Here is a 21,491-nt window from a genome sequence, read left to right on the forward strand (position 1 = left end):
GTGGTTGGAAATCGCCGCTCCGCACTCTTTGCTCGGCTTCACCCCTTGGTCTGTTTCCGGACGGCCCTCCGGACGCCGGCCCGGAGCAGAGACGGAAACAGGAGTTTGACCAGAGGGAGGAATCCCATGGCCTTGGGGATGTAGAGGTTCCCTCCCGGTCCCGGAAGCGCTCCTGTGATTCGGCGCGAACACTCGCGGACGCTCACGCCACGCTCCCGCCGGGACCGATGCGAGGCGGAGCCCAGGGGTGACCCGTCGGCCGAGAGGGCGTGAGCCCGGAGCCGGGTGCTCCGGATCCATCCCGGCATCACGTTCAGAATGCGGACCTGGCCGTGCAACTCGGTCCGCAACGTCTCCAGGAGACCGTCCAGGGCGTGCTTGCTGGCGGTGTAGCCGCTGTGAAACGGCACGCCCACCCGGCCCTGGACGGAGGAGATGGCCACGATCATGCCGTGTTGCTTCTTCAAGGCCGGCAGCGCGGGATGGATGCAGTGGACGGCCCCCAGGTAGTTCACTTCCATGAGCGTTCTGTAAATCTCGACGTTGCGAACCTGGTCGAAGAGGGTCCACATGCTCAGGCCGGCGCTGAGGATGAGATAGTCCAGGGCTCCGAATTCGCCGGTCACCTTCGAGACCATTTCGCGGCACTGCCGGGCGTCGGTGACGTCGGTGGGGACAACGAGGCAGCCGGCTCCGGCTCGCCGGACTCCGGCGGCCGTTTCCTGCAGCGAATGCTCCGAGCGGGAACCCAATCCCAGGTTCATTCCCTGGGCGGCCAGATCAAGAGCCAGTCTCTTCCCCAGGCCGGAGGAGGCGCCGGTGATGAGTCCCGTCTTGCCGTGGAATTTGGATTTTCCTTTTGGCATGGATCAAGTCGTGAGGTATCTCGTCCCGGCTGCGCGCGGGTGGGCACTCAGTCGCCCAGGACGTTGTTTCGAATGCCGAAGATATTGTTGGGATCGGTGGACCGCTTGATCTCCTTCAGGAGCCGAATACCCCGGGAAGAGAGAGTGTGTTTCATGAACCCACTGCGGAGTTTACCGACTCCGTGGTGGTGGGAAATGGACCCGCCCGCATCGATGATGGCCTGGCGCAGTGAATGCTCGATCTCGCTGAAAACGGTTTCCGGGTCGTCCACGCCCTTGGCGTAGAAGCCGAACATGAAGTAGATACAGACTCCCGTGTGGTAGACCTGGGTGATTCGATAGGAGACATAGGGGCGTCCCGGCAGTTCCAGCTCTTGGTGCCGGGCCTGAGCCCGGGCCACGACGGCGTCGCAAACCTGGTGTATTCGGTTCCAGGGCACCGAGGTCTCGAAGGTCTCTCCCAGGATGTGGAAGTCCGACAGGAAGTCCCGGATATAGGCGATGGCGAAGGTGAGCCGATAGCCGCGGCGGCCGTTCTCGGCGCCGCCCGGCAGGCCTCCGTACTCATTGGCCAGTTTGTAGAGGCCCTTTTCCTGAAAGGCGACCTCTTCCCGGGATCCTTCCATGAGGATGGTGGCGGCGGACATCTGATGGGGATCGAACCCCTTGACCTTGAGCACAAAGAATTTCTTCAGCTTGTCCAACCAGGCGGCCGATCCGGTGGGCCTCGGCTTCAGGGCCTGGCCGAAACGGAATTGCACGTTGTCCACCAGACGGATGCTGGCGGGTACGAATCTGGTTTCAGCCAAGCTCCGAAGGAAGGCGACACCCTTGGCAAAGTCAGGAAAAACGAGGGAGCCATACTTGCGGACCTGGGGCCGGGGATGGATCTTGATGATGGCGCTGGTGATGAGACCCAGGTTGCCTTCGCTTCCAAAGAAAAGACTCTGGGGCTGCATTCCCATGGAGACGCGGGGAGAGGCCGTCAGATGCTCCACCCGGCCGGTGGGCGTGATCAGCGTCACTTTTTCGACAATGTCCTCGATGTTGCCGTATCGATTCTTCTTCATCCCGCTGGCATTGGTGGCGATCCATCCTCCCAGGGTGGAGAGCTCGATGCTGTCGGGTTCGTGACCGGAGACGAAACCGGCCTTCCCGAGCTGGCGTTCCAGTTCCTCCCCCGTGATGCCCGCTTGGACCAGCGCCCGCTGGTTCTCGCGATCGATCCATTCGACGCGATTCATCCGCCTCATGTCGACGGAAACGATCATGCGTTCTTCCGACGCCGGAAGTTTCAACGCGCAACTGACGCTGGTGCCGCCGCCGTAGGGAACGAGGCAGACATCTTGTGTCCGGGCCAGCGCCACCAGCATCGCACAATCTTTCTCCGCTTCGGGGTAGATGACCATATCGGCGACACGGTCCAGTTGGGAATAGACGACCCGGAAGACTTCGTCGGCACTGGTCTGCCCGTGGCTGTGGATGAGTCTCTCGCGGTCGTCGAAGGTGTATTGATCGGGACGGTAGAAATTGGCCAGACGACGGCAGAACCGGGTGTTCTTTCTGGGGGCGGGAACCGGTTTCGGATCGGCCTCGGGCCGTTTTTTCTTGAAATCGGGATCGAGTCCCAGGACTTCTCTCACGTACGGGAGGAAGTCTCGCATCTTGTAGCCGCACAGCTCGTAACGGTCACCGGTGAGTGTCACCGAGTCGTCGTCGTTGAGCACGAATCGGGTGTCGGCGAATCCCCAACGGTGCCCCCAGATCGGATCGTTTTCTCGACTGGTCATCGCTATTTTCCATTTTACTGCTTGTGCCCGGTCATTTGCTGAAGTATGGCCGTGGATCGGGACACCGATTCCCGTGTTCTCGTGTGCGAGTGGTCACACCGAAAGTGATTTTTCACACTGAACGTGTGATGCGCAACTCCGGGCGCTTCGAATCAGGAGAGGCCGTCCGGTCTACCATGGTCATCACACTGCCGCCGTCCGCCAGCGCCCGGATCGGCTGGCGCCATGCGTTCAACGGACGAATCGAAACCGGATTTCCCGGCGGGAGCGCGCGTGCCACCAGGTCTGGAAGTCCTCCGCGGGTCGAATTTCCGGGTTCAGGATACGGGCTCGAAGGGTGACCGGCAGCGGGTCCTGATCGAAGGGGTACGGATCGACGGCGACTCGGCGTTCGCCTGTCGGAAGAACACGGAGTGAGACTCGATCGTTCCAACACCTGCGCGGAATCTCCCGGAGAGTTCGCTCCTTGTCTCCACCGAAACAGAGGTGGAGCGACAGCGCGTCGCAGAGTTGCAGCAGGCGGATGTGAGGGTTCAGGTGGCGCGGCTTGACGGCGGCGGCCCATTCGGGAGCGCGCTTGATGCGTTCCGTGAGCAATCCCTGCAGAGCGTTTTGTTCGGCAACGAACTCCTTGGCTTCTTCCAGTTCTCTGCCTTTGGGTGGAGGCCACTCAGCGGGGATTCCGAACAGGGGATGGAGGAATGCCGGCGTGTGCCCGGACTGGACGCGTGGCGCGTGCAGCCAGTAGGCGTGCAAGCTGATGAGCAGGGCGATATAGGGATGGTGGTGCCGGAAGCGGGATACGCCCAAGTGCCACCGCCGGAGGCCGTCGGACTGTTTGAGGCTCGTCAGATCCAACGGGAGGCCGTCGGAGGGGTCGATTTGGGGGTCGGCCTCCCACTCCCACCAGCCGTTGTCGTGCTCGGCGATGGCGAGGACGGTTTCGGCTCGCAGCGCTTCGGGGTCGCGGAAGGGTGCGTATCGACCGGGGCGGGCGAATTCGTGGTTGCCCCAGTGGGCGGCCAGGTAGCCGGCGGCCGCAGCGTGCTCCGGCTGCGAGATGCACCAGAGTTCGCCGCCCACCGTGCGCTTGAGCATGGTTCCTCGGAACGGGTGAATCCTGAGGCCGGAAGATCAGCCTTTCGAAAGGCGGCCGGCCCTCCAGAGCAGGAAGCCTGCCGCTGAAAGCAGGAACAGCGTCAGCAGCAGCTTCACCGGCCAGAGATCGAAGGTGTAGTAAAAGGAGGCCAACAACAAGAGGCCCACAAGCAACAGGAGCCAACCGCTGTATCGATACTCGCCGCGCCGTTTCCGCTCCTGGCTATCTCCGGTTTCCATGCCTTTGGCAGCCTAGCAGCCTGAAGCCCAAGTCTCTACCGCTCCACCGGTGGCGCGGCGACTCCGTTGTCGGAACCGGGATTCCGCCGAGTCAGGATCCCGGAACCGGTTGCAGGCGTTCCCGCGCCACGCCGGTCAGGAGAAGTCGATGCCGGAGCGAGGCCAGCGTCCGCTTCATGGATGTTCGGGCGATGGATTTCACGAGGGGAGCCACGATCGGCTTGAAGATGCCGGGGTAGCCGCGGCTCAGGGACAGCGATTCGCATTCCACCACAACGCCGCCGTCGATCTGCTGATATCTCCAGTAGGAATTGAGGCCCCACAGGAATCCCCGGTCGTGTCCGGGAACCTTTTCACGCTCTTGGGGAGTGTGGAGTTTCTCCAGCTCGGCGATACGGGTGGCAATGCTCCGGCTTGAGGCCCGGAACGGATCGTGCCAGCGGTAGTGGACCAGGTGTTCCGTGTTGTAGGCGACGGTGACGATTTTCTTGCGAACCAACTTCAGGTAGATGCGCAGGGAGTTATCGTCCCGTTCCAATATTTTCGTTTCCAACACGTCTTTCTGCGGTGGCACATTGGGGTCCGGATAGCGCAGGCGATGGATGACCTGTTCCAGACGGACGGAAGGAATCAGAATGGTTCCCCGCCAGTGGTGGATCATTCCGCCGGGGACTTTGACGGTTTGGCCCCGGGCATCCTCCGTTTCCATCCGGGCGACCGTGACCTGACCCGAACGGACCCGTTGCCAAGTCACCCGCGCTTCGTTCATCCGACCGAATTCGTGCCCGAGGAACCTCTTCTGCGATGCCAGCTCGTTGCCGATTCTTTCCTCGGTGAGCCGAACGTATTTGTCCCAGGCCAGCAGGGTCTCAGGTTTCAACTCGGCTCCGTGAACCCTTGAGCCCGGGAACAGGGGATACCCCGCGGCCAGGACGATGGTTGCCAGCGCCAACCACACCTTGATCGATGAAATTGGTCTCATTTCATTTCTCCTTGGCGGCCTGTCCGAAGACCAGCCAATGGCTGGAAAAGTAGTTCAACGTGGAGCAGGAGGCGATGGCCATCAGGTTGGCCGGCAGGTAGTGCACATTCAGGCTGGCCACCAGGAGCTCCATCAGAAACAGGTTTTGGACGATGGAGACCGTGCCGACGGTCATGTTGAAGCGGAGCAACCGGCCCAAGACGCTCGTTTCCGCCGTTGCGGTGCGGTCCGACCACGTCCAACGCTCATGCCACCAGAAGTTGTGCAACACCGCCATCTCCACGGCCAGGGCGGTGGCCGGCAGGTAGTGCAGGTTCCAGACACTGCGCACAAACATGAGAACGGTGATCTGAACCAATACTCCCATCAGGCCGACGGCGTTGAATCGGGCCCATCGGATCAAGTGTTCCATCTCGGGATTCCTCATTTCCGGTTGCGGTGAGATCCGGTGAAGGCCGATCTCATGGGACCAAATCCGGTGGAGGGGAAACGTGGCAGGCTGATGGGAAGGGGCCGCTGGAAACGTGGCCTGGGTTCGGCGCGGCACAGCCTTCGCGTGTGCCGGAGGGCGGAGACGGCGAATGTCAGGGCCAGACCCAGGATGCCGGCCATACCGCCGACGTCGAAGAGGTTGAAGGACCCCAGTTCTCCAAGTCCGACCACCGGCTTGTAGAAGAGAAGGACCGTGCCTGTGGCCAGCAAGAGTCGCAGCTCCGTCGGTCCGACCTTCAGGAAGGAGAGCCGAAATACGCCGAGGACATGGGTCGCGAGATAGATCTCGGCGGAGACCAGCAGATACGCGATCAGCAGAGCGAGTCCGACGATGGGGCTCATGAATTCGGATGCCGCCAGGCCTCCCAGCAGAAACAAGGTTCCGGCCAGATCCAGGACGTGATCGACGTAGTACCCGTAACGCGGCCTCTGCTGGTTCCGCACCCGGGCCAGCGTGCCGTCCAGACTGTCTCCGAACCAGTTCAGAACGAGGCCTGCCACGACCAGGAACAAGGCCCGCCGGTCCCAGGAAGCCGCGCAGTAGGAGAGGCCCACTCCCAGCATGGCCAGGACTCCCAGAAGGCTCAGATGATCGGCGTTGACCCAGGCCGGGAGCCGCCGGGCGATCCACACCAGGAGTCTCCTTTCGGCGGAGGCCAGGATGCTGTCGTGATGCCGTACGTGTTTGAAACCCTTTTGTCTCCTCATGAAGCTCCTCCGTGATTCACTTCCGCAGCCGAAAACCCGGCGGGTGCGTCCCGGCAGATATCGGCCGCACTGAGAGGGAATGTGAGAACGGCGAGAAAAAGGGCTCAGGAGGATCGGTCGGATGAAGGTGGGACCGGTTCGAAGACGGCCCGTTCGGTGGCCGGCTCGACCAACAGGAAGACGACAGTGTAGCTGACGGCCACGGCGGCCAGGCATCCGGCCAGGAGTTGTTCGTGGGTGACGATGAGGGCGGCGCCGAGGAGGAGGCAGAGGGAGAAGAGTCCATCGACCCGCCGTTTCCATCCGCGGACCCGGTTCAGTTCCGCGTCGATGGCGGAACGGTTGAACCTTGCCGTGAACAGGAGGTGGGTACGGATGGTGCCGTTGCAAAGGGCACAGCCCAGCACCAGAAAGAAAAGACCCAGGGGCAACGCCGTGGCGACCGGCGCCTGGGAGGCGGCCTGCTTGAACTTCCAGGCGCCGAAGACCATCATCGCGTAAAAAAGGACCACGGCTGACTGGTGGAACACCCACCAGCCGCCGTGAAGCGATGTACGGGATCCTGGAGTGTCCCTGGGTTTGCCTGCGATCTTCGATTCGAGGCGCTGCAACTGCGCCAGGAGTTCTTCGGTGGATTGAAAACGGCCGTCCGGATCCTTCTCGAGACAGCGCGCGAGGATCGGTTCCAGCATGGACGGCGGCCCGACGGCGTCGGATCGGCCGGGTCTGCCCTCCAGGATCCTGGCCACCGTCACCAAAGGTGTCTTGCCTTCGAACGGGTGGCGGCCCGTTGCCAGTTCGTACAGCAACATTCCGAAAGAGAAGAGGTCGGAGCGGAAGTCGGCTTCCTGTCCCTCCAACTGCTCGGGAGACATGTAGACCGGGGTGCCGAGAACGGTTCCTTCCTGCGTCAGGCGCTGGCTGTGGGAGGGTTCCAGCGTGGGAAGCGCCAGACCGAAATCGACGATTTTCAGATTCCCCTGCGCATCGAGTAAAACGTTTTCCGGTTTGAGATCCCGATGGACCACTCCGTTGGAGTGGGCGGCCCTGAGGCCCTGGCACACCTGAGTCGCCACCCGGAAGAGTTCGGGGAGGGGAACAGGGCCCTGCTCGATCCGCGATCGCAGATTCTCCCCCTCGACGTACTCGCCGGAGATATAGAGCCCACCGTCAATTTCTTCCAAGGCATAGACGGCCGCGATGGCGGGGTGATTGAGGGAAGCCGCGACCTTGGCCTCGCGGCGGAGCCGCCGCCGTTGTTCGACGTCGCGGCCCACAAGTGGAGAGACTGCCTTGAGAGCCACGGTACGGTCCAGCCGCGTGTCGACGGCGCGGTAGACGACCGCCATGCCACCCCGTCCCGCCTCGCCGAGAATCCGGTACGGGCCCAGGGTGTCCCCTGCCGTCAGGAGACTGGCGGCCGTTTCGACGCCGGCGGGTTGAAACAGGTTCCCATCCAGGAAGGCGGTTTCAGGGTCGTGGTGAGACAGAAGCGACAGGACCTCGCGGGTCAGCTCCGTGTCGGGGGAACATTCCCGCCGGACAAAGTCCTCCCGCGATTCCGAATCGTGTTCCAAGGCGGCCTCGAAGATCTCCTTGACTCGCTGAAACGTTTTCGGGTTCATGCGTTCAACTCGCGTCGCAACCAAGCTCGGGAGAGCGCCCACCAGCGTTTGGTGGTGGCAGGGGAGATACCCATGACCTCGCTGGTTTCCGCCAGTGTCAGGCCTCCGAAGAACCTGAGCTCGACGAGTCGGGCCTGTTTCGGATCCAACTCGGCGAGAGCCCGCAGTGCTTGGTCCAGAGCCATGAAATCGATGGATCGCGCATTCTGGCCCAGAGTCTCGTCGATGAGAGTCACCGCATGCTGCCCGCCGCCCCGCTTCCGGGCCATTCTCGCTCGTGCCCGTTCCACCAGGATCTGCCGCATGGAACGGGCCGCGATACCCAGCAAATGGGCTCTGTCTTTCCAATGCACCTGCTTCTCGCCGAGGAGTCGAAGGTACGCCTCATGGACCAGGGCCGTGGCGGGCAGCGTCTGGCGGGCCTCCCGGCGCATGTAGTTGCCGGCCAGCCTTCTCAGTTCCTGATAGACAATGGGGAAGAGTTGAGAAAGGGCGTTCCCATCTCCGGATCTCGACTCGTGGATCAGCCGCGCCATTGCCTGGGGATTCTCAGGCACTACCGTTACTCCTGGCCGCCGGGGATCGGTGGCGCATTGCCCCCTTTGAACCGACGGCCCGCGGGAATCATATCAACCGGTGTGACCGTCGCAGTCGCGTGGGACCTCGCTTCACCACGGATATACGCCCAATCGACCCATCGTTCCGCATTCCCCGCTCCGCTTCGGAGTCTGTCCGTCACGGCCTGGCGAGTGCCTCGCAGCGTGTTTCGAAGAGCCTGGCGGGGGACGCTTGTCACGAGCGGTTTGAGCATCCAGCGGAGCGCAAAGGGAATCTTCCGGGAGAGAGAAACGGCCCAACACTCGGTGGCCACCCCGCCCTCCCGCTCCTCCAGGTGCCAATAGGCGTTCAGTCGCCACATAAAGCCTCGGTCGTCGCCTACCGGCAATTCCCGCTCCTTGGGTTTTCCCGCATCCTTGACCTCGGCGATTCTTGTGCTGCGCGACACACCACGCCAGCGTTTCGGAGACACCTGCGAATAGACGACCTCGTGTTCGGTGTTGAAGATCACGGTCAGGATCTTCTTCATTCTGAGGCGCTGGTAACCTCGGAGACTGTACCCGTCGCGACTCAGGAGTCTGGAATCCAGAACTTCCGGGTACCATTCCCGGTGGCGGTCGAAATCCATCAGCACCGACAGGACGTCGGCGGAAACCGCGCCGGGAATGAAGACGGCTCCCAGCCAGACGTTGATCCTGGCGCCTGGGACTTCAGGCAGGTCTTTCAGTTCGTCGATCAGGATCCGGCCCCGCTTCAGCGCGGCCCGGTTCTCGAGGTCCTGGTCAGACCAGAGGAACGGCATTTCCCCGCTGAATCGCTTTTCAAGACTCGCCTCCAGGTCTTGGACATACCGGTCGTAACCCCGGACTGTTTCGGGTTTCAGCTTGGCCCCGGCTTGCGCCGATTCCCCCAGGGACACGAGGAGAATGACGGCCGGGAGAAGCCGCAGACATCTCGAAATCACAGAATCCCGCTCCCGAAGACGATGCTGACGTTCTCCTGCCCGCAGCCGGTGCGCCAAGCCTGGGCTTTCAGCGGAAATAGTACGATATTCTTCCGAAGCGGGGATGCAGGATCGACGCTTAACTGCCAGCCGCCGCGTCTGCGCATCCACCATTGGAACGCTTCGGTCGAGTGTGTGATGATTTCCATTGCGGGTTGCCCATGCCTCTCAGCCGGTTTTTGCCCAGCCTTCCCCTGATTCTCGCTTTGGGGCCCGCGATTGGCGGGTCCCGACCCGAACGAGTCGATTTCAACCGCGACGTGGAGCCCATTCTCAAGAAGAACTGCCACACGTGCCACGGGGAGCGCGTCCAGTCGGGTGGGCTGCGGCTGGATTCCCGGAAGGCGGCCTGGCAGGGCGGAGCATCGGGCCGGGCGCCCATCGTACCGGGGCGTAGCCGGGACAGTTTTCTGATCCAAGTGTTGACCGCAAGCGATTCCTCCACGACGCGGCGGATGCCGGCCTTTGCGGATCCGCTTCCCGGAAGCGAGATCGAACTCATCCGGCGTTGGATCGACCAGGGCGCCGAATGGCCCGAGGGGAAGGCATCCCGGAATCAGAACCACTGGGCCTTCGTCCGGCCGCAGCGTCCGGCGTTGCCCTCAGGCGAACCTCGGGAATGGATCCGGAATCCCATCGACAGTTTCATTCTGGAACGGCTTGAAGCCGAGCATCTGAGCCCGTCTCCGGAAGCGTCGCGGGCGACCCTGGCGCGGCGCGTTCACCTGGACCTGATCGGGTTGCCTCCCACCCTTGCGGAGCTGGACCGGTTCCTGGGAGACGGCGAACCAGGCGCCTACGAACGGATGGTGGACGGGTTGATGGCGTCGGAGCGATTTGGCGAGCGTTGGGCCCGCGACTGGTTGGACGTGGCTCGGTATGCGGATACGAACGGATACGAGAAGGACCGGGTCCGCTCCATCTGGCCGTACCGGGACTGGGTGATCCGGGCGCTGAACAGAGACCTTCCATTCGACCGCTTCGTGGTGGATCAACTGGCGGGGGACATGCTTCCCGGCCGGGGCCTGGAAGGGCGGATCGCCACTGGATTCCACCGCAACACCATGCTCAACGAGGAGGGCGGAATCGACGTGGAGGAATTCCGGTTTGCCTCCGTGGTGGACCGGGTCAACACGACGGCGGCGGCATTCCTGGGTCTGACGCTGGCCTGCGCCCAGTGCCACGACCACAAGTACGATCCCATCACCCAGACGGAGTACTACAGGTTTCTCGCCTTTCTCAACAACGCGGACGAACCGGAAATGAAGGTCCCGGACCGGAGGGTCGGCGAGAAACGGAAAGAGATCCAGGGCCGAATCCGCTCCCTGGAGTCTCAGCTCTCCGGGAAGTTTCCTCCGTATGGCTTCCGGAGCGTCTGGGACACGACGCCGCCTCGCGTGGTCACGTCGTCGGGAGGTGCGCACCTCACCCGGCGCCCGGACGGCTCCATCGAAGCTTCGGGTCCCAATCCGGAGCAGGAGGTCTATCGCTGGGTCGTCCGCCCGTCGTCTGCGGTGGACCTGATCCGGCTCGAGGTCTTTCATGACCCGGACGGCTCACCGCAAGGTCCCGGACGCGGGAAAAAAGGGGAGGCCGTTGTCTCCGAAATCGAGCTGCATGTGAAGGGCCGAGCAGACGGCTCGCCGCGCCGGTTGGTCCTGGGAGAACCGACGGCGACCTTGTCGCGCCAGGGGTTCGAGGTTTCCAAGGCTCTCGACGGTGATCCCGAGACGGGCTGGGGGCTGTCCAGGACTTACGGCCACCACAGGGCCGTCTTCCGCCTGGATGAACCTCTGCGCTTGGCCTCCGGCGAGGATCTGGTCGTCACCGTGAAACAACTGGCCGGGGCCGGAAAAAACCTGGGCCGTTTCCGGATCTCTCCGGGGCAGGAGCATCGTACCCACGATCGCCCCGACCTTCCGGAGCAGGAACAGCGCGGCCGTCATATGGCGGCGAAATACGAGGCCTGGGAAAAGGAGGCTCGCCGCCTGGTTCGATCCTGGTCGATGCGCCGTCCTCTGAAACTGGTCTCGGAGAAATCGGCGACGCTCACCGTGCTCGACGATACGTCGGTTCTGGTGAGCGGAAACCATCCCAACTCGGACACGTATACGTTCGAGGTCGAACCGGGTCTGCCCACCGTCACGGGTCTGCGGATCGAATTCCTGGGTCATGAGAGCCTGCCCGGAGGAGGACCGGGCCGCGGGACCGTCCTGGAAGAGGGCAACTTCATGCTCAGCGAGGTCACGGTCCAAGGAATTTCCGCCTCGGCGCCGGAGGGATCGACCCCATACGCTTTCCGGCGAGCCACCGCAGACTCGTTTTATCGCCATTTGCATCCGGGCATGACCCTGGACGGAGACACGCAGACCGGCTGGTCTCCCGACCGGGAACGGGGGATGCCGCAGAGCATCGTCTACGAGTTCAAGGAACCGGTCACCGTGGCCGGTGGCGAGCGGTTCAAGGTGACACTCGTCCAGAACCACATTCACACCCATACCATCGGACGTTTTCGGGTATTCCTGTCGGCCGGAAAATCCCCCCTGTCGAGTTCGGGTCTGCCGTTGCGCATCGAGTCGATCCTGTCGGCTTCGCCTGATTCCGCGACGCCCGATGACCGGGAGGCTCTCCTCCGGCACTTCCTTTCGGTGGCTCCGGAACTGCGGGAGGAGCAGCAGGAGATCCAGGCGCTCCGGAAGGCGATGCCCCGCCACCCCACGACTCTGGTCATGGCGGAGCGCGCCGGTCCGCGCACCACCCGGGTCCGTCATCGCGGGGAATTTCTCGAACCTCGAGAGCAGGTGAGTCCGGGAGTCCCGGCGGTACTCCATCCCTGGCCGGCGGACACGAATCGCGATCGGATCGCCTTCGCCCGCTGGTTGGTCAGCCGGGAGAATCCGCTGATGGCCCGCGTCGTCATGAATCGTCTCTGGTCCAGCTACTTCGGGCGGGGACTCGTGACCACCATCAACGATTTTGGCCTTCGGGGCAGCCGCCCCTCCCATCCGGCATTGCTGGATTGGCTGGCGGACGAATTCATGTCTCAGGGTTGGAGCATGAAGGCGATGCACCGGCAGATCGTCCTGTCTTCCACCTACCGGCAATCGTCGAGAGTGACGCCGGAACTGCTGGGGAAGGATCCGGAGAATGCCCTGTACGCACGGGGGCCCCGATTTCGGGTCAAAGCGGAAACGATTCGAGACATTGCCTTGGCTGTGGGTGGACTGTTGAGCCAAAAAGTCGGAGGTCCCAGCGTGTTCCCTCTCCAGCCCGCCGGCGTGGCGGACCTGGTCTTCGGCGAGAAGAAGTGGGAGGTGAGCGAGGGCGAGGACCGGTACCGGCGGGGACTGTATACCTTCTGGAAGCGGACCGTTCCCTATCCGGCCTTCACCACGTTCGACGCACCCCAGAGAGAGACCACCTGTCTTCGCCGGGAACGTTCCAACACGCCGCTGCAGGCCCTGACGCTGCTCAACGACCCGGTGTTCGTGGAGGCGGCGCGGGGATTCGCTCTCAGGATTCTGCAGGACGCGCCGGAACCGGGACGAATCGACTATGCTTTCCGGCGATGCCTCTCCCGGCCACCGGATCGCTTCGAGTCGGACCAGATCCGGTCCTACTACGAGGCTCAGATGGAACGGATTCGGGCCGTTGGACTGACTCCGGCTCAAGGGTCGGAGATGGGACCCGTTCCGGTGGGCGTGAACCGGGAGGAACTGCTGGCGTGGACTGCGGTGGCACGGGTGCTGTTGAACCTCGACCGGACCATTTCCAAGGAGTAGTCGAGTGCGGGATCGCTGGCTGCGAGATCTGACGCGAAGGCATCTGTTCCAGGAATGCGGCATCGGCCTGGGCAAGATTGCCCTGGCCGCCCTCTTGGCCGGGCCTCGAAGTCTGGCCTCGGGTGCGGCGCGGTCCCATCCCATGACGCCCCGGAAACCCCACGACGCGCCCCGTGTGGACCGGGTGATCTTTCTGTTCATGGCAGGGGCCCCGAGCCAGCTCGACCTCTTCGACTACAAGCCCGAGCTCCTCAAGTACGACGGGACTTCCGTCCCTCAGGAAGTCGTGCGCGATCAGCGATACGCTTTCATTGAACGGGACGCCAACCTCATGGCCTCCCGCTTTTCCTTCAAACGCTACGGACAATCGGCAGCCGAACTCTCGGAGATCATTCCCCGCATCGCCGGGATCGCCGACGACCTGGTCTTCATCAAATCCATGACCACCGACGTCTTCAATCACGCCCCCGCCCAGATTTTCATGAACACGGGCACTTCACAGCTTGGACATCCCAGCCTGGGTTCGTGGGTCACCTACGGGCTGGGAAGCGAAGCGGAGGATCTCCCCGGATTCGTGGTCCTGAGCACGGGGAACGGGACCAGTGGCGGACAGGCCAACTGGAGCTGTGGATTTCTGCCCACGGTGTTTCAGGGCGTGCCCTTCCGATCCCAGGGAGATCCGGTTCTCAACGTGAGCAATCCACCCGGAATCGACGATCGGCTCCAGCGGGACACTCTGGACCTGCTGCGGAATCTCAACCGCCACCATGCCGGCATCATCGGCGATCCGGAGATCTCCACCCGCATCAACTCTTACGAATTGGCCTACCGGATGCAGAGCAGCGCCCCCGAACTCATGGACCTGTCGCAGGAGAGTCCGGCGACGCTGGAAATGTACGGGGCCGAAGTCGGAGAGCCGTCGTTCGCCGCCAACTGCCTGCTGGCGCGGCGGCTGGTGGAGCGTGGAGTCCGTTTCGTCAATGTCTATCATTCCGGCTGGGACCACCATACGGACGTCAGAGGAGGCCTGATTCGGCAGTGTGGACTCACCGACCGGGCCTCAGCGGCACTCGTCCGGGACCTGAAGCAACGAGGGCTGCTGGAGCGGACCCTTGTGATCTGGGGGGGCGAGTTCGGCCGGACGCCCATGGTGGAAAGCAACGTGGCGTTGGGCCGGAAAATGGGCCGGGATCACCATCCCCAGGCCTTCACCATGTGGATGGCGGGGGGAGGGCTCAAGGTCGGCCAGACCATCGGCCGCACCGATGATCTGGGATTCCACATCGTGGAGAATTCCATCCATGTGCACGACCTTCAGGCCACGATCCTGCAACTCCTGGGGTTCGACCATACGCGTCTGACCTTCCGCTTCAAGGGACGGGACTTTCGCTTGACCGACGTGGGAGGGAGAGTCATCCAAGAAATCCTGGCATGAGGTCCGTCGTTCTGTTAGCTATGCCCCGAACCACCCTGGCGATCTTTTTTCTGCTCCTTTCCGTTGCGTGGGCCGAGGACCGGAAATCGGGAGAGGCGGACCGCTACTGGCCTCAATGGAGGGGGCCTCTGGGGACCGGAGTCGGGCCTGAAGCCGATCCGCCGGTCGACTGGAGCGAATCCCGGAACCTCCTCTGGAAGAAGGAACTTCCGGGACTCGGGCACTCGACGCCCATCGTCTGGGGGAACCGGATCTATGTGACAGCCGCCGTTCCCGTGGGAAAGGCGCTTGGCCCCATCTACGATGACGCGCCCGGTTCCCATGGAAACCTTCCCGTGACCCGCCGCCAAGCCTTCACGGTTCTGGCTCTGGACCGGGGCAGCGGAGAGGTGGTTTGGAAACGGGCCGTGCGCACCAGCCTGCCCCACGAGGGAGGGCACTACACTGCAAGTCTGGCCTCCGCCTCACCGCTCACCGACGGTCAGCGGGTGCTGGCGTACTTCGGCTCCCAGGGGATCTACTGTCTGAGCCCGGACGGCGAGGTGCAGTGGAAGAAGCAACTGGGGGTGATGAGGACCAGACACGGCCATGGGGAAGGGAACTCTCCAGTCCTGCACGGAAACACGTTGGTCGTCAACTGGGACCACGAAGGCCAATCGTTCGTCGTCGCCCTGGACAAGCGGACCGGAAAAGAACGTTGGAAGATCCCCCGTAACGAGGTGACCTCGTGGGCGACCCCCATTGCCGTCGAGCAGAACGGCGTGGTTCAGGTCATCGTCGCCGGCACTAGCCGGGTTCGCGGATACGATCTGGAAACGGGCGAGGTGATCTGGGAGTGCGGCGGTTTGGCAGCCAATATCGTGGCCTCTCCCGTGGCGGGCGGCGGAATGGCCTTCGTGGGGAGCAGCTACGAGAAACGTGTCCTGCTGGCGATTCGCCTGGACGGCGCGCGGGGAGACGTTACGGGAACGGACCGGGTGGCCTGGACTCGGCAACAAACCACACCGTACGTTCCCTCACCCTTGCTGTATGACGGCACCCTGTATTTCCTGGCGCACTACCAGAGCGTGTTGACACGGGTCGAAGCCCGGACCGGACAGGATCGGCCCGGTCCGATGCGGCTGGGCGGGATCGGCAACGTCTACGCGTCGCCGGTGGCCGCATCAGGACGGGTTTACGTCACGGACCTGAAGGGGACGACTCTGGTGCTGAGTCATGAGGAGACGCCCCGTGCCCTGGCGGTCAATCAGTTGGAGGACCGCTTCAACGCCTCGGCGGCTCTGGCGGGCCGCCAGCTCTTTCTGCGGGGCGAAAAATACCTCTACGCCATCGGTGCGGCTCCTTGATCTCCTGTCGGAGTATTGGCGAACCGCCGTGAATTTCGGCTACACTGACGGCAAAAAAAGCCTCCAATCATCCAAATCATCGTGAAGCCGTTTCGCTTCGTACACTCTGCCGATCTGCATCTGGACAGTCCTTTCACCGGGTTGAAGTCCAGCGTTCCGGAGCATGTCGCCAAGAGCCTTCGGCAAGCGACATTCGACGCCTACGAAAACATCGTCGATCTCTGCATCACCGAAGGAGTTGACGCACTTCTCATTGCGGGGGACGTCTACGACGGAGCCGACCGCAGCCTCCGCGCTCAGCGCCGGTTCATTGAAGGGCTCGACCGGCTCCACCAAAACGGGATCCGTTCCTTCGTCTGCCATGGCAACCACGATCCCCTGGACGGATGGGAGGCGCGACTGCGGTACCCGCCGAGCTGTCATCGATTCGGCTCCAAATTCCAGGCGGTGGAGGTCTTCGAGAATGAGCCGGGACGCGCCGTGGTACATGGAGTGAGCTATCCGACCCGCAACGTCAAGAGGAACCTGGTCCGCCGGATGGGCCGGGTCGATCCCCTGTTTTTCAACGTCGGTCTGCTGCACGCGAACGTGGACAACGACGCGAACCATTTGGCCTACGCTCCCTGCACTCTGAGCGACCTGGCCGACACGGGGGTCGACTATTGGGCTCTGGGGCATGTCCACACCCGGCGCGTGCTGAATACGCAGAGCCCGACCGTGGTCTACCCGGGGAATCCACAGGGCCGGCACCTGAATGAGACGGGGGCCCGCGGAGTGTACCTGGTGACGGTGGACGAATCGGGCCGGATCGGGCTCGAGTTCCGTCCCGTCGACACCGTCCGCTGGGAGCGGTTGATTGTCGATATCGCCGAGACCGACACGGAGCAGAATCTGCTGGATGATCTGCACCGGCGTGTCGGGGAAGCTCTCGAGCAGGGAGAGGGCCGTTCATTGGTGTTGCGGATGACGCTGAGCGGTCGTGGAGGCCTGCACCGGTTCCTCCGCCAACCCGGATCCATCGACGACTTGACGGACGAATTGAATCGCGCGTCCGCCGATTTGCACCCCTTCGCCTGGTGCGAGCGAATCGAGGACCGGACGGCGGGGCCGTTTGATCGGGAGGAGAGGCTTCAGGGCTCCGATTTCGTGGCGGATCTGCTCCGCCTCTGCGACCAGGCCAAGAAGGATCCCGAGTTGCTGGGGAAGTTGAGGGAGAGCCTCTCGGACCTCTTTCACCATTGGAAGTACCGGCGTTACCTCAAGGATGCCGTTCCGGACGATCCCGCTCTCTCCGGCCTGTTGGACGAGGCCGAGTCCATGGCCTTGAATCTGCTGGTCGAGGACGACGTGCCGTGAGGATTCAGGGGTTCCGGATCGACGGCTTCGGGCGATTTGCCGATCACTCCGTGGGGCCGTTGGACAATCCGCTCACGCTGATCTACGGCCCCAACGAAGCGGGTAAGAGCACCTACCTGGCGTTTATCCGCACCATTCTCTTCGGATTCCCCCGGCGGCTCGGACACCGCCACTATCCGCCGTTGTCCGGGGGCCGTCACGGCGGAAGTATCGACCTGGTCGGAGGCGACGGCGGACGCTACGTGGTCCATCGCGTTCAGGGCCGGGGCGCCGGTCCCGTGACGGTCACTGGCGGGAACGGAGAAGTCCTCGACAAGGGAGTCCTGGCCCAGTTGTTGGGACACCATGGCCGCGACGTCTTCGAAAGTGTCTTTGCCTTCACCCTCGAAGATCTCCACAGCGGCGACCTGTTGGGGAAATCCAGCGTGAACAGCCAGATCTACAGCGCCGGCATGGGAGTCACCAAGCTTCCCCAGGCCGTGAAGAAACTCCAGGCGGAGCGTGCAACGCTGTTCCTCAAAGGGGGCAGCGTCAACCGGATTGCGCGGACCGCCAGAAAGTTGGATGAAGTCGAGGCGAGACTTCGAGACGTCGCCAACAATGCCGTCGAGTTCGGACGCCTCACCACCCGTCTCCAGGAGGTCGAGTCAAGGCTCTCGGACCTGAAGCGGGTCCGGCGCCGGGGCCAGAGCCGTCTCGATCATCGGCGCCAATTGCAGGATGCCTGGGAGGATTGGAACGACCTGATCGGCGTCGATCGGCAATTGGTCGAACTTCCGGTAATCAAGGATTTTCCGGTCGACGGAATACGCCGCCTGGAAGCCCTGGAGGAGCGTTTGAGGGGCGCCAGGCGGGAATACGACTCCGCCCGTACCGGCGTCGAGGAAGCCAGAGCAAAGACGACGGTCCGGATCGAGCATGCCGCCATCGTTGACAGCGCAGTAGAAATCAGGAATCTGGCACGGCTCCGAGGGGCGTTCGACAAATCGGTGCGCGACCTTCCAAAGCGTCAGGCGGAACTTGAGAACTACCGGAACGATCTGCTCAAGACCATTCAGGAGTTGGGACCGGACTGGGACGAACAGCGGCTGGAACACTTCGACCTGTCGCTCGCCGTCCGTGAGGAGATATCCGAGCACGAAGAACGGCTGCGGCGGGCACGGGAAGGGCTGAGGCGAAGTGAATCGGCCCATGAGCAGGCGGAAGGGCTGCTGAAGGAGGCGTCCCAATCGGTCGATAGAGCGAAAAAGGAGTTGGAAGCGGACCCAAGGCCGGAGTACGACGCCGACGGGGTCAGAAGGCGCCGATCCGAGGTCCGCAGGGCCAGGGCGCAGTTGAACCGGTATGAGCGTGAGGTGCAGCGGGCTTCGGACCTGAAGCGGCAACTGGATGGCGTTTATCGAGCGGGTTCACCGGCAGCCGGGAACGCCATGATGTGGCTCGCGGTGCTCTGCGCGGCTATTGGCATCGTCCTTGCCGTGGCGGGAGTCATGGGGGGCGGGGCGATTCTGGTCATGGGCGTGGTCACGAGCCTGATCCTGATCGCCCTGGCCGTCTACTTCCTTGTCCGGAACCGCGCCGGCGCAGGGACGGCGGAATCGCCGATTGCGGATCCGATCCGGCGTTCGCTGGAAGATGCCCGCCGCCGGCACTTGGACATGCGGGCCGAGCTGGGTGAGACCGCCCTCGAGATGGGGCTCAAGGAGATCAATGAGTCCGTCCTCACCGATGCCGAGGAGTCTTTGGATGCAGAGAACCTGCGACTCGCACAACGGGAACGGTTGCGTCAGGTCTTGAAGCAGGCGAAGGAGTCCATGCGGGAGCGAGCGGCCAGGAAGGACGAAGCGGGAGAGAACGTGGCGCGGGCGCGGGCGCGGGTCGACGCTGCGAGAATGGCCTGGCGCGCCTGGCTTGAAGAGCGCAGTTTGCACACGACCTTCACGCCGGAAGCCATGGGAGAGCTCCGAGGACAGATCGAGTTGGGGAGAAACCGATTCGCCGAGGTTCGAAACTGGCGCCAGCGCATCGCGGGCATTCGCGAGGATATCGATTCCTACGCGGCGATGGTGGGGCCGCTGGCTTCCTCTTTCGATGTCGATTTCGATCCTGGCGACGCCCATGCGGTCGGCGGGACGGCTGACGCCTTGATCGACCTTGACGAACGGGTCCGCCGGAAGTTGCGGGATCGGGCCAACGCGACCACGGAGTTGCACACGGCGGAGTCGGAGCTGAAAGAGCGGGAAAAACGGCTCGCTGCCGCGGAATCCGAGTTGAGGCGGCTTCTTGGGTCCGGCGGCGCCACGGATGCCGAACACTTTCGGAAGCGCGCCGAGCGCTTCCGGCAGCGCGCCGAGTTGGGCGAGCGGAGGCGAGAGGTTCTGAGCCGGCTCCAGCGCATCAGCGGCCCCGGAGAACGCCTGGACTCGCTGATGCAAAGACTCGAAAATATCGACCTTCAGTCGATCCTGGCCCGGATCAACCAGGTCCGGGATGAACTCGACGAAGCCGACAAGGAAATCCAGTCCCTGTCCACCGAGCGTGGCGGCATCCGCAGCGATCTGGATCGGCTCATCGGAGAGGAACAGTCCTCAGGATGGCGGATGGAACGGCACCTGCTCCTGGAACAGATCCGGGGCCATGCCCGGGAATGGGTCATTCGAACGCTGGTCCAACAACTGCTGGAATCGGCGCAGAGCAAGTTCGAGAAGGAGCGGCAGCCCGGCGTTGTCCGGCATGCGGAGAGATTCTTCGATCGCATCACCGGGAACCGGTACCCTCAGGTCTACGCTCCCCTGGGCGAACGGACCATCATCGTCACCGAAGGCGCGGGTCACCGCAAATCGCCGGACGAGTTGAGCCGGGGCACGCGGGAGCAGTTGTTCCTGTCTTTGCGTTTCGGATTGATCCGGGAACTGGGCCTGCGGACGGAGCCGTTGCCTGTCGTCGTGGACGAAGTTCTGGTGAACTTTGATCCCGACCGTGCCCTGCGGGCGGCCCGGGCCTTTGTGGAGTTGTCGCGGACCAACCAGATCCTGGTCTTCACCTGTCACCCCGCAGTCGTTGAATTATTCCAAAAGGCGGCCGGGGAGAAGAGCCCGGACCTCATCTGGATTGGTTAGGTTGTTGACATTCGGTGTCCACTACCTGTTCAATGTTGTTCCCGACGAGAACACAGTTGGACAGTCGCGGAGTGGGCGACTCGAAGATCCCTCCGGCAACTTGATCATCGACTCGCCGGACATCTTCGTATTCTCGTGCCGGTCCGCCCCGTTCGGCTTCAACGGTGAATTTCTCTACGCTCGCTACAGTGTTCGGCGCTAATTAGTCTTACGTGTGAACGTGGAACGGAGTTGCAGCTTATGAAGAAGAAAATCACCTCTCTCGCCATCCTGGTGTTCGGGTTTCAGGGAATGGCGGCGGCACAGGATTCCATCTATTCGGCGGGCGGCGACGTCGCCATGGTCAGCAAGTACCTGTGGCGCGGGCAACGGTTGACCAACGACTGGAGTATGCAACCGGCGTTCACACTGGGCATCGGCGGTTTCTCCGCCAATATCTGGGGAACCATGGATCTGACCGCCGTGAACCCGGGTGATGCGTTGCCGATCCAGCCGGGTGACGGATTGAAGGGAAAATTTTCCGAGGTCGATTACACGTTTTCCTACGATCATTCCGTGGAAGGCGCCACCATCAGCGTCGGTACGATCTTATATACGTTTCCCGAGCGCTCGGCTTCACTGGCGTCGACGACCGAGATCTACGGGGGAGTGACCTTGGACAATGCGCCGCTGGCCCCTTCGTTCACTCTTTACGTCGACGTGGACGAGACGAGCAACGGCGGCAGTACCGGGCTGTATTTTCAGATGGCTGCCGGACACAGTTTTCCCCTCAACCACGACGTCTTCTCCAGCTTCGATCTGTCGGCGACGTTGGCGATGGTGAACACCGGATTCACCGACTTCTACTACGGCGTGAGTTCCGGCGGTCTTCATGACGCCAGTCTCACGGCGACTCTTCCCATCACCATCAACGACAACTGGTCCGCGGGTTTCTTCGTCACCTACAGCGGCCTCATCGGTCAGGAGATTCGCGACAGCCAGTTTCAGGATCCTCGGGAAGTGCCCAAGGCGACCGGCGCCGACCTGGCGGACACGCTCTGGGGCGGGTTTACGCTGAGCGTGGCGTTCTAGCCACTCCGCATCGTAGCGAA

At 62.8% G+C, this 21,491-nt stretch carries 17 protein-coding genes; 6 read left to right on the plus strand and 11 right to left on the minus strand.

The genetic code is table 11. From position 1 onward, the window contains the following. Nucleotides 1-38 precede the first annotated feature (38 nt). The 11 genes from OXT71_16225 to OXT71_16275 all read right to left on the minus strand — a co-directional run bounded on the left by OXT71_16225 (nucleotide 39) and on the right by OXT71_16275 (nucleotide 9,511). The gene (locus OXT71_16225) at nucleotides 39-866 is read right to left on the minus strand and encodes an SDR family oxidoreductase (GenBank protein MDE2927944.1); all 828 of its coding nucleotides are present in this window, start codon (nucleotides 864-866) and stop codon (nucleotides 39-41) included. A 47-nt stretch (nucleotides 867-913) separates the two neighbouring features. Further along, the gene (locus OXT71_16230; protein MDE2927945.1) at nucleotides 914-2,656 is read right to left on the minus strand and encodes an FAD-binding oxidoreductase; all 1,743 of its coding nucleotides are present in this window, start codon (nucleotides 2,654-2,656) and stop codon (nucleotides 914-916) included. A 231-nt stretch (nucleotides 2,657-2,887) separates the two neighbouring features. Beyond that, nucleotides 2,888-3,754 carry a DUF3891 family protein gene (locus OXT71_16235; protein ID MDE2927946.1) on the minus strand — a complete coding sequence of 289 codons (867 nt, stop codon included), beginning with the start codon at nucleotides 3,752-3,754 and terminating at the stop codon, nucleotides 2,888-2,890. 36 nt (nucleotides 3,755-3,790) lie between these two features. Further along, nucleotides 3,791-3,994: a hypothetical protein gene (locus OXT71_16240; protein ID MDE2927947.1), complete on the minus strand. Its 204-nt coding sequence runs from the start codon at nucleotides 3,992-3,994 to the stop codon at nucleotides 3,791-3,793. Nucleotides 3,995-4,085: 91 nt separating this feature from the next. After that, nucleotides 4,086-4,976 carry a hypothetical protein gene (locus OXT71_16245; GenBank protein ID MDE2927948.1) on the minus strand — a complete coding sequence of 297 codons (891 nt, stop codon included), beginning with the start codon at nucleotides 4,974-4,976 and terminating at the stop codon, nucleotides 4,086-4,088. A gap of 1 nt (nucleotide 4,977) precedes the next feature. Next, nucleotides 4,978-5,388 (minus strand): GtrA family protein, encoded by a 411-nt coding sequence (locus tag OXT71_16250; GenBank protein ID MDE2927949.1) that lies wholly within the window; start codon nucleotides 5,386-5,388, stop codon nucleotides 4,978-4,980. Between the two features lie 11 nt (nucleotides 5,389-5,399). Then, nucleotides 5,400-6,176 (minus strand): CDP-alcohol phosphatidyltransferase family protein, encoded by a 777-nt coding sequence (locus OXT71_16255; protein ID MDE2927950.1) that lies wholly within the window; start codon nucleotides 6,174-6,176, stop codon nucleotides 5,400-5,402. 104 nt (nucleotides 6,177-6,280) lie between these two features. After that, complete coding sequence (locus OXT71_16260) at nucleotides 6,281-7,801, minus strand: serine/threonine-protein kinase (protein MDE2927951.1); 1,521 nt, start codon at nucleotides 7,799-7,801, stop codon at nucleotides 6,281-6,283. Beyond that, nucleotides 7,798-8,358, minus strand: coding sequence for an ECF-type sigma factor (locus tag OXT71_16265; protein ID MDE2927952.1), 561 nt, complete (start codon nucleotides 8,356-8,358; stop codon nucleotides 7,798-7,800). The genes OXT71_16260 and OXT71_16265 overlap by 4 nt, the downstream gene beginning before the upstream one ends. A gap of 5 nt (nucleotides 8,359-8,363) precedes the next feature. Beyond that, the gene (locus tag OXT71_16270) at nucleotides 8,364-9,323 is read right to left on the minus strand and encodes a hypothetical protein (GenBank protein MDE2927953.1); all 960 of its coding nucleotides are present in this window, start codon (nucleotides 9,321-9,323) and stop codon (nucleotides 8,364-8,366) included. Then, nucleotides 9,320-9,511: a hypothetical protein gene (locus OXT71_16275; GenBank protein ID MDE2927954.1), complete on the minus strand. Its 192-nt coding sequence runs from the start codon at nucleotides 9,509-9,511 to the stop codon at nucleotides 9,320-9,322. The genes OXT71_16270 and OXT71_16275 overlap by 4 nt, the downstream gene beginning before the upstream one ends. A gap of 12 nt (nucleotides 9,512-9,523) precedes the next feature. Between OXT71_16275 and OXT71_16280 the strand changes: the two genes are divergently transcribed. The 6 genes from OXT71_16280 (at nucleotide 9,524) to OXT71_16305 (ending at nucleotide 21,471) form a co-directional block, all read left to right on the plus strand. Further along, on the plus strand, nucleotides 9,524-13,144 hold the full coding sequence (locus tag OXT71_16280; GenBank protein MDE2927955.1) for a PSD1 and planctomycete cytochrome C domain-containing protein: 3,621 nt from the start codon (nucleotides 9,524-9,526) through the stop codon (nucleotides 13,142-13,144). A gap of 4 nt (nucleotides 13,145-13,148) precedes the next feature. Next, the gene (locus tag OXT71_16285) at nucleotides 13,149-14,579 is read left to right on the plus strand and encodes a DUF1501 domain-containing protein (GenBank protein MDE2927956.1); all 1,431 of its coding nucleotides are present in this window, start codon (nucleotides 13,149-13,151) and stop codon (nucleotides 14,577-14,579) included. Beyond that, a complete protein-coding gene (locus OXT71_16290) occupies nucleotides 14,576-15,925 on the plus strand; it encodes a PQQ-binding-like beta-propeller repeat protein (protein MDE2927957.1) in 1,350 nt (449 codons plus the stop codon). The genes OXT71_16285 and OXT71_16290 overlap by 4 nt, the downstream gene beginning before the upstream one ends. A gap of 81 nt (nucleotides 15,926-16,006) precedes the next feature. Further along, nucleotides 16,007-17,281 carry a DNA repair exonuclease gene (locus OXT71_16295; GenBank protein MDE2927958.1) on the plus strand — a complete coding sequence of 425 codons (1,275 nt, stop codon included), beginning with the start codon at nucleotides 16,007-16,009 and terminating at the stop codon, nucleotides 17,279-17,281. Beyond that, entirely contained in the window at nucleotides 17,278-20,400 is a 3,123-nt protein-coding gene (locus tag OXT71_16300) for an AAA family ATPase (GenBank protein MDE2927959.1), read from the plus strand. Before OXT71_16295 ends, OXT71_16300 begins: the two co-directional genes overlap by 4 nt. A gap of 240 nt (nucleotides 20,401-20,640) precedes the next feature. Next, nucleotides 20,641-21,471, plus strand: a complete 831-nt coding sequence (locus OXT71_16305) for a hypothetical protein (protein MDE2927960.1) — start codon at nucleotides 20,641-20,643, stop codon at nucleotides 21,469-21,471. The last annotated feature ends 20 nt before the right edge of the window (nucleotides 21,472-21,491 follow it).

This window comes from Acidobacteriota bacterium (genome assembly GCA_028874215.1).
Taxonomy (GTDB): Bacteria; Acidobacteriota; UBA6911; order RPQK01; family JAJDTT01; genus JAJDTT01.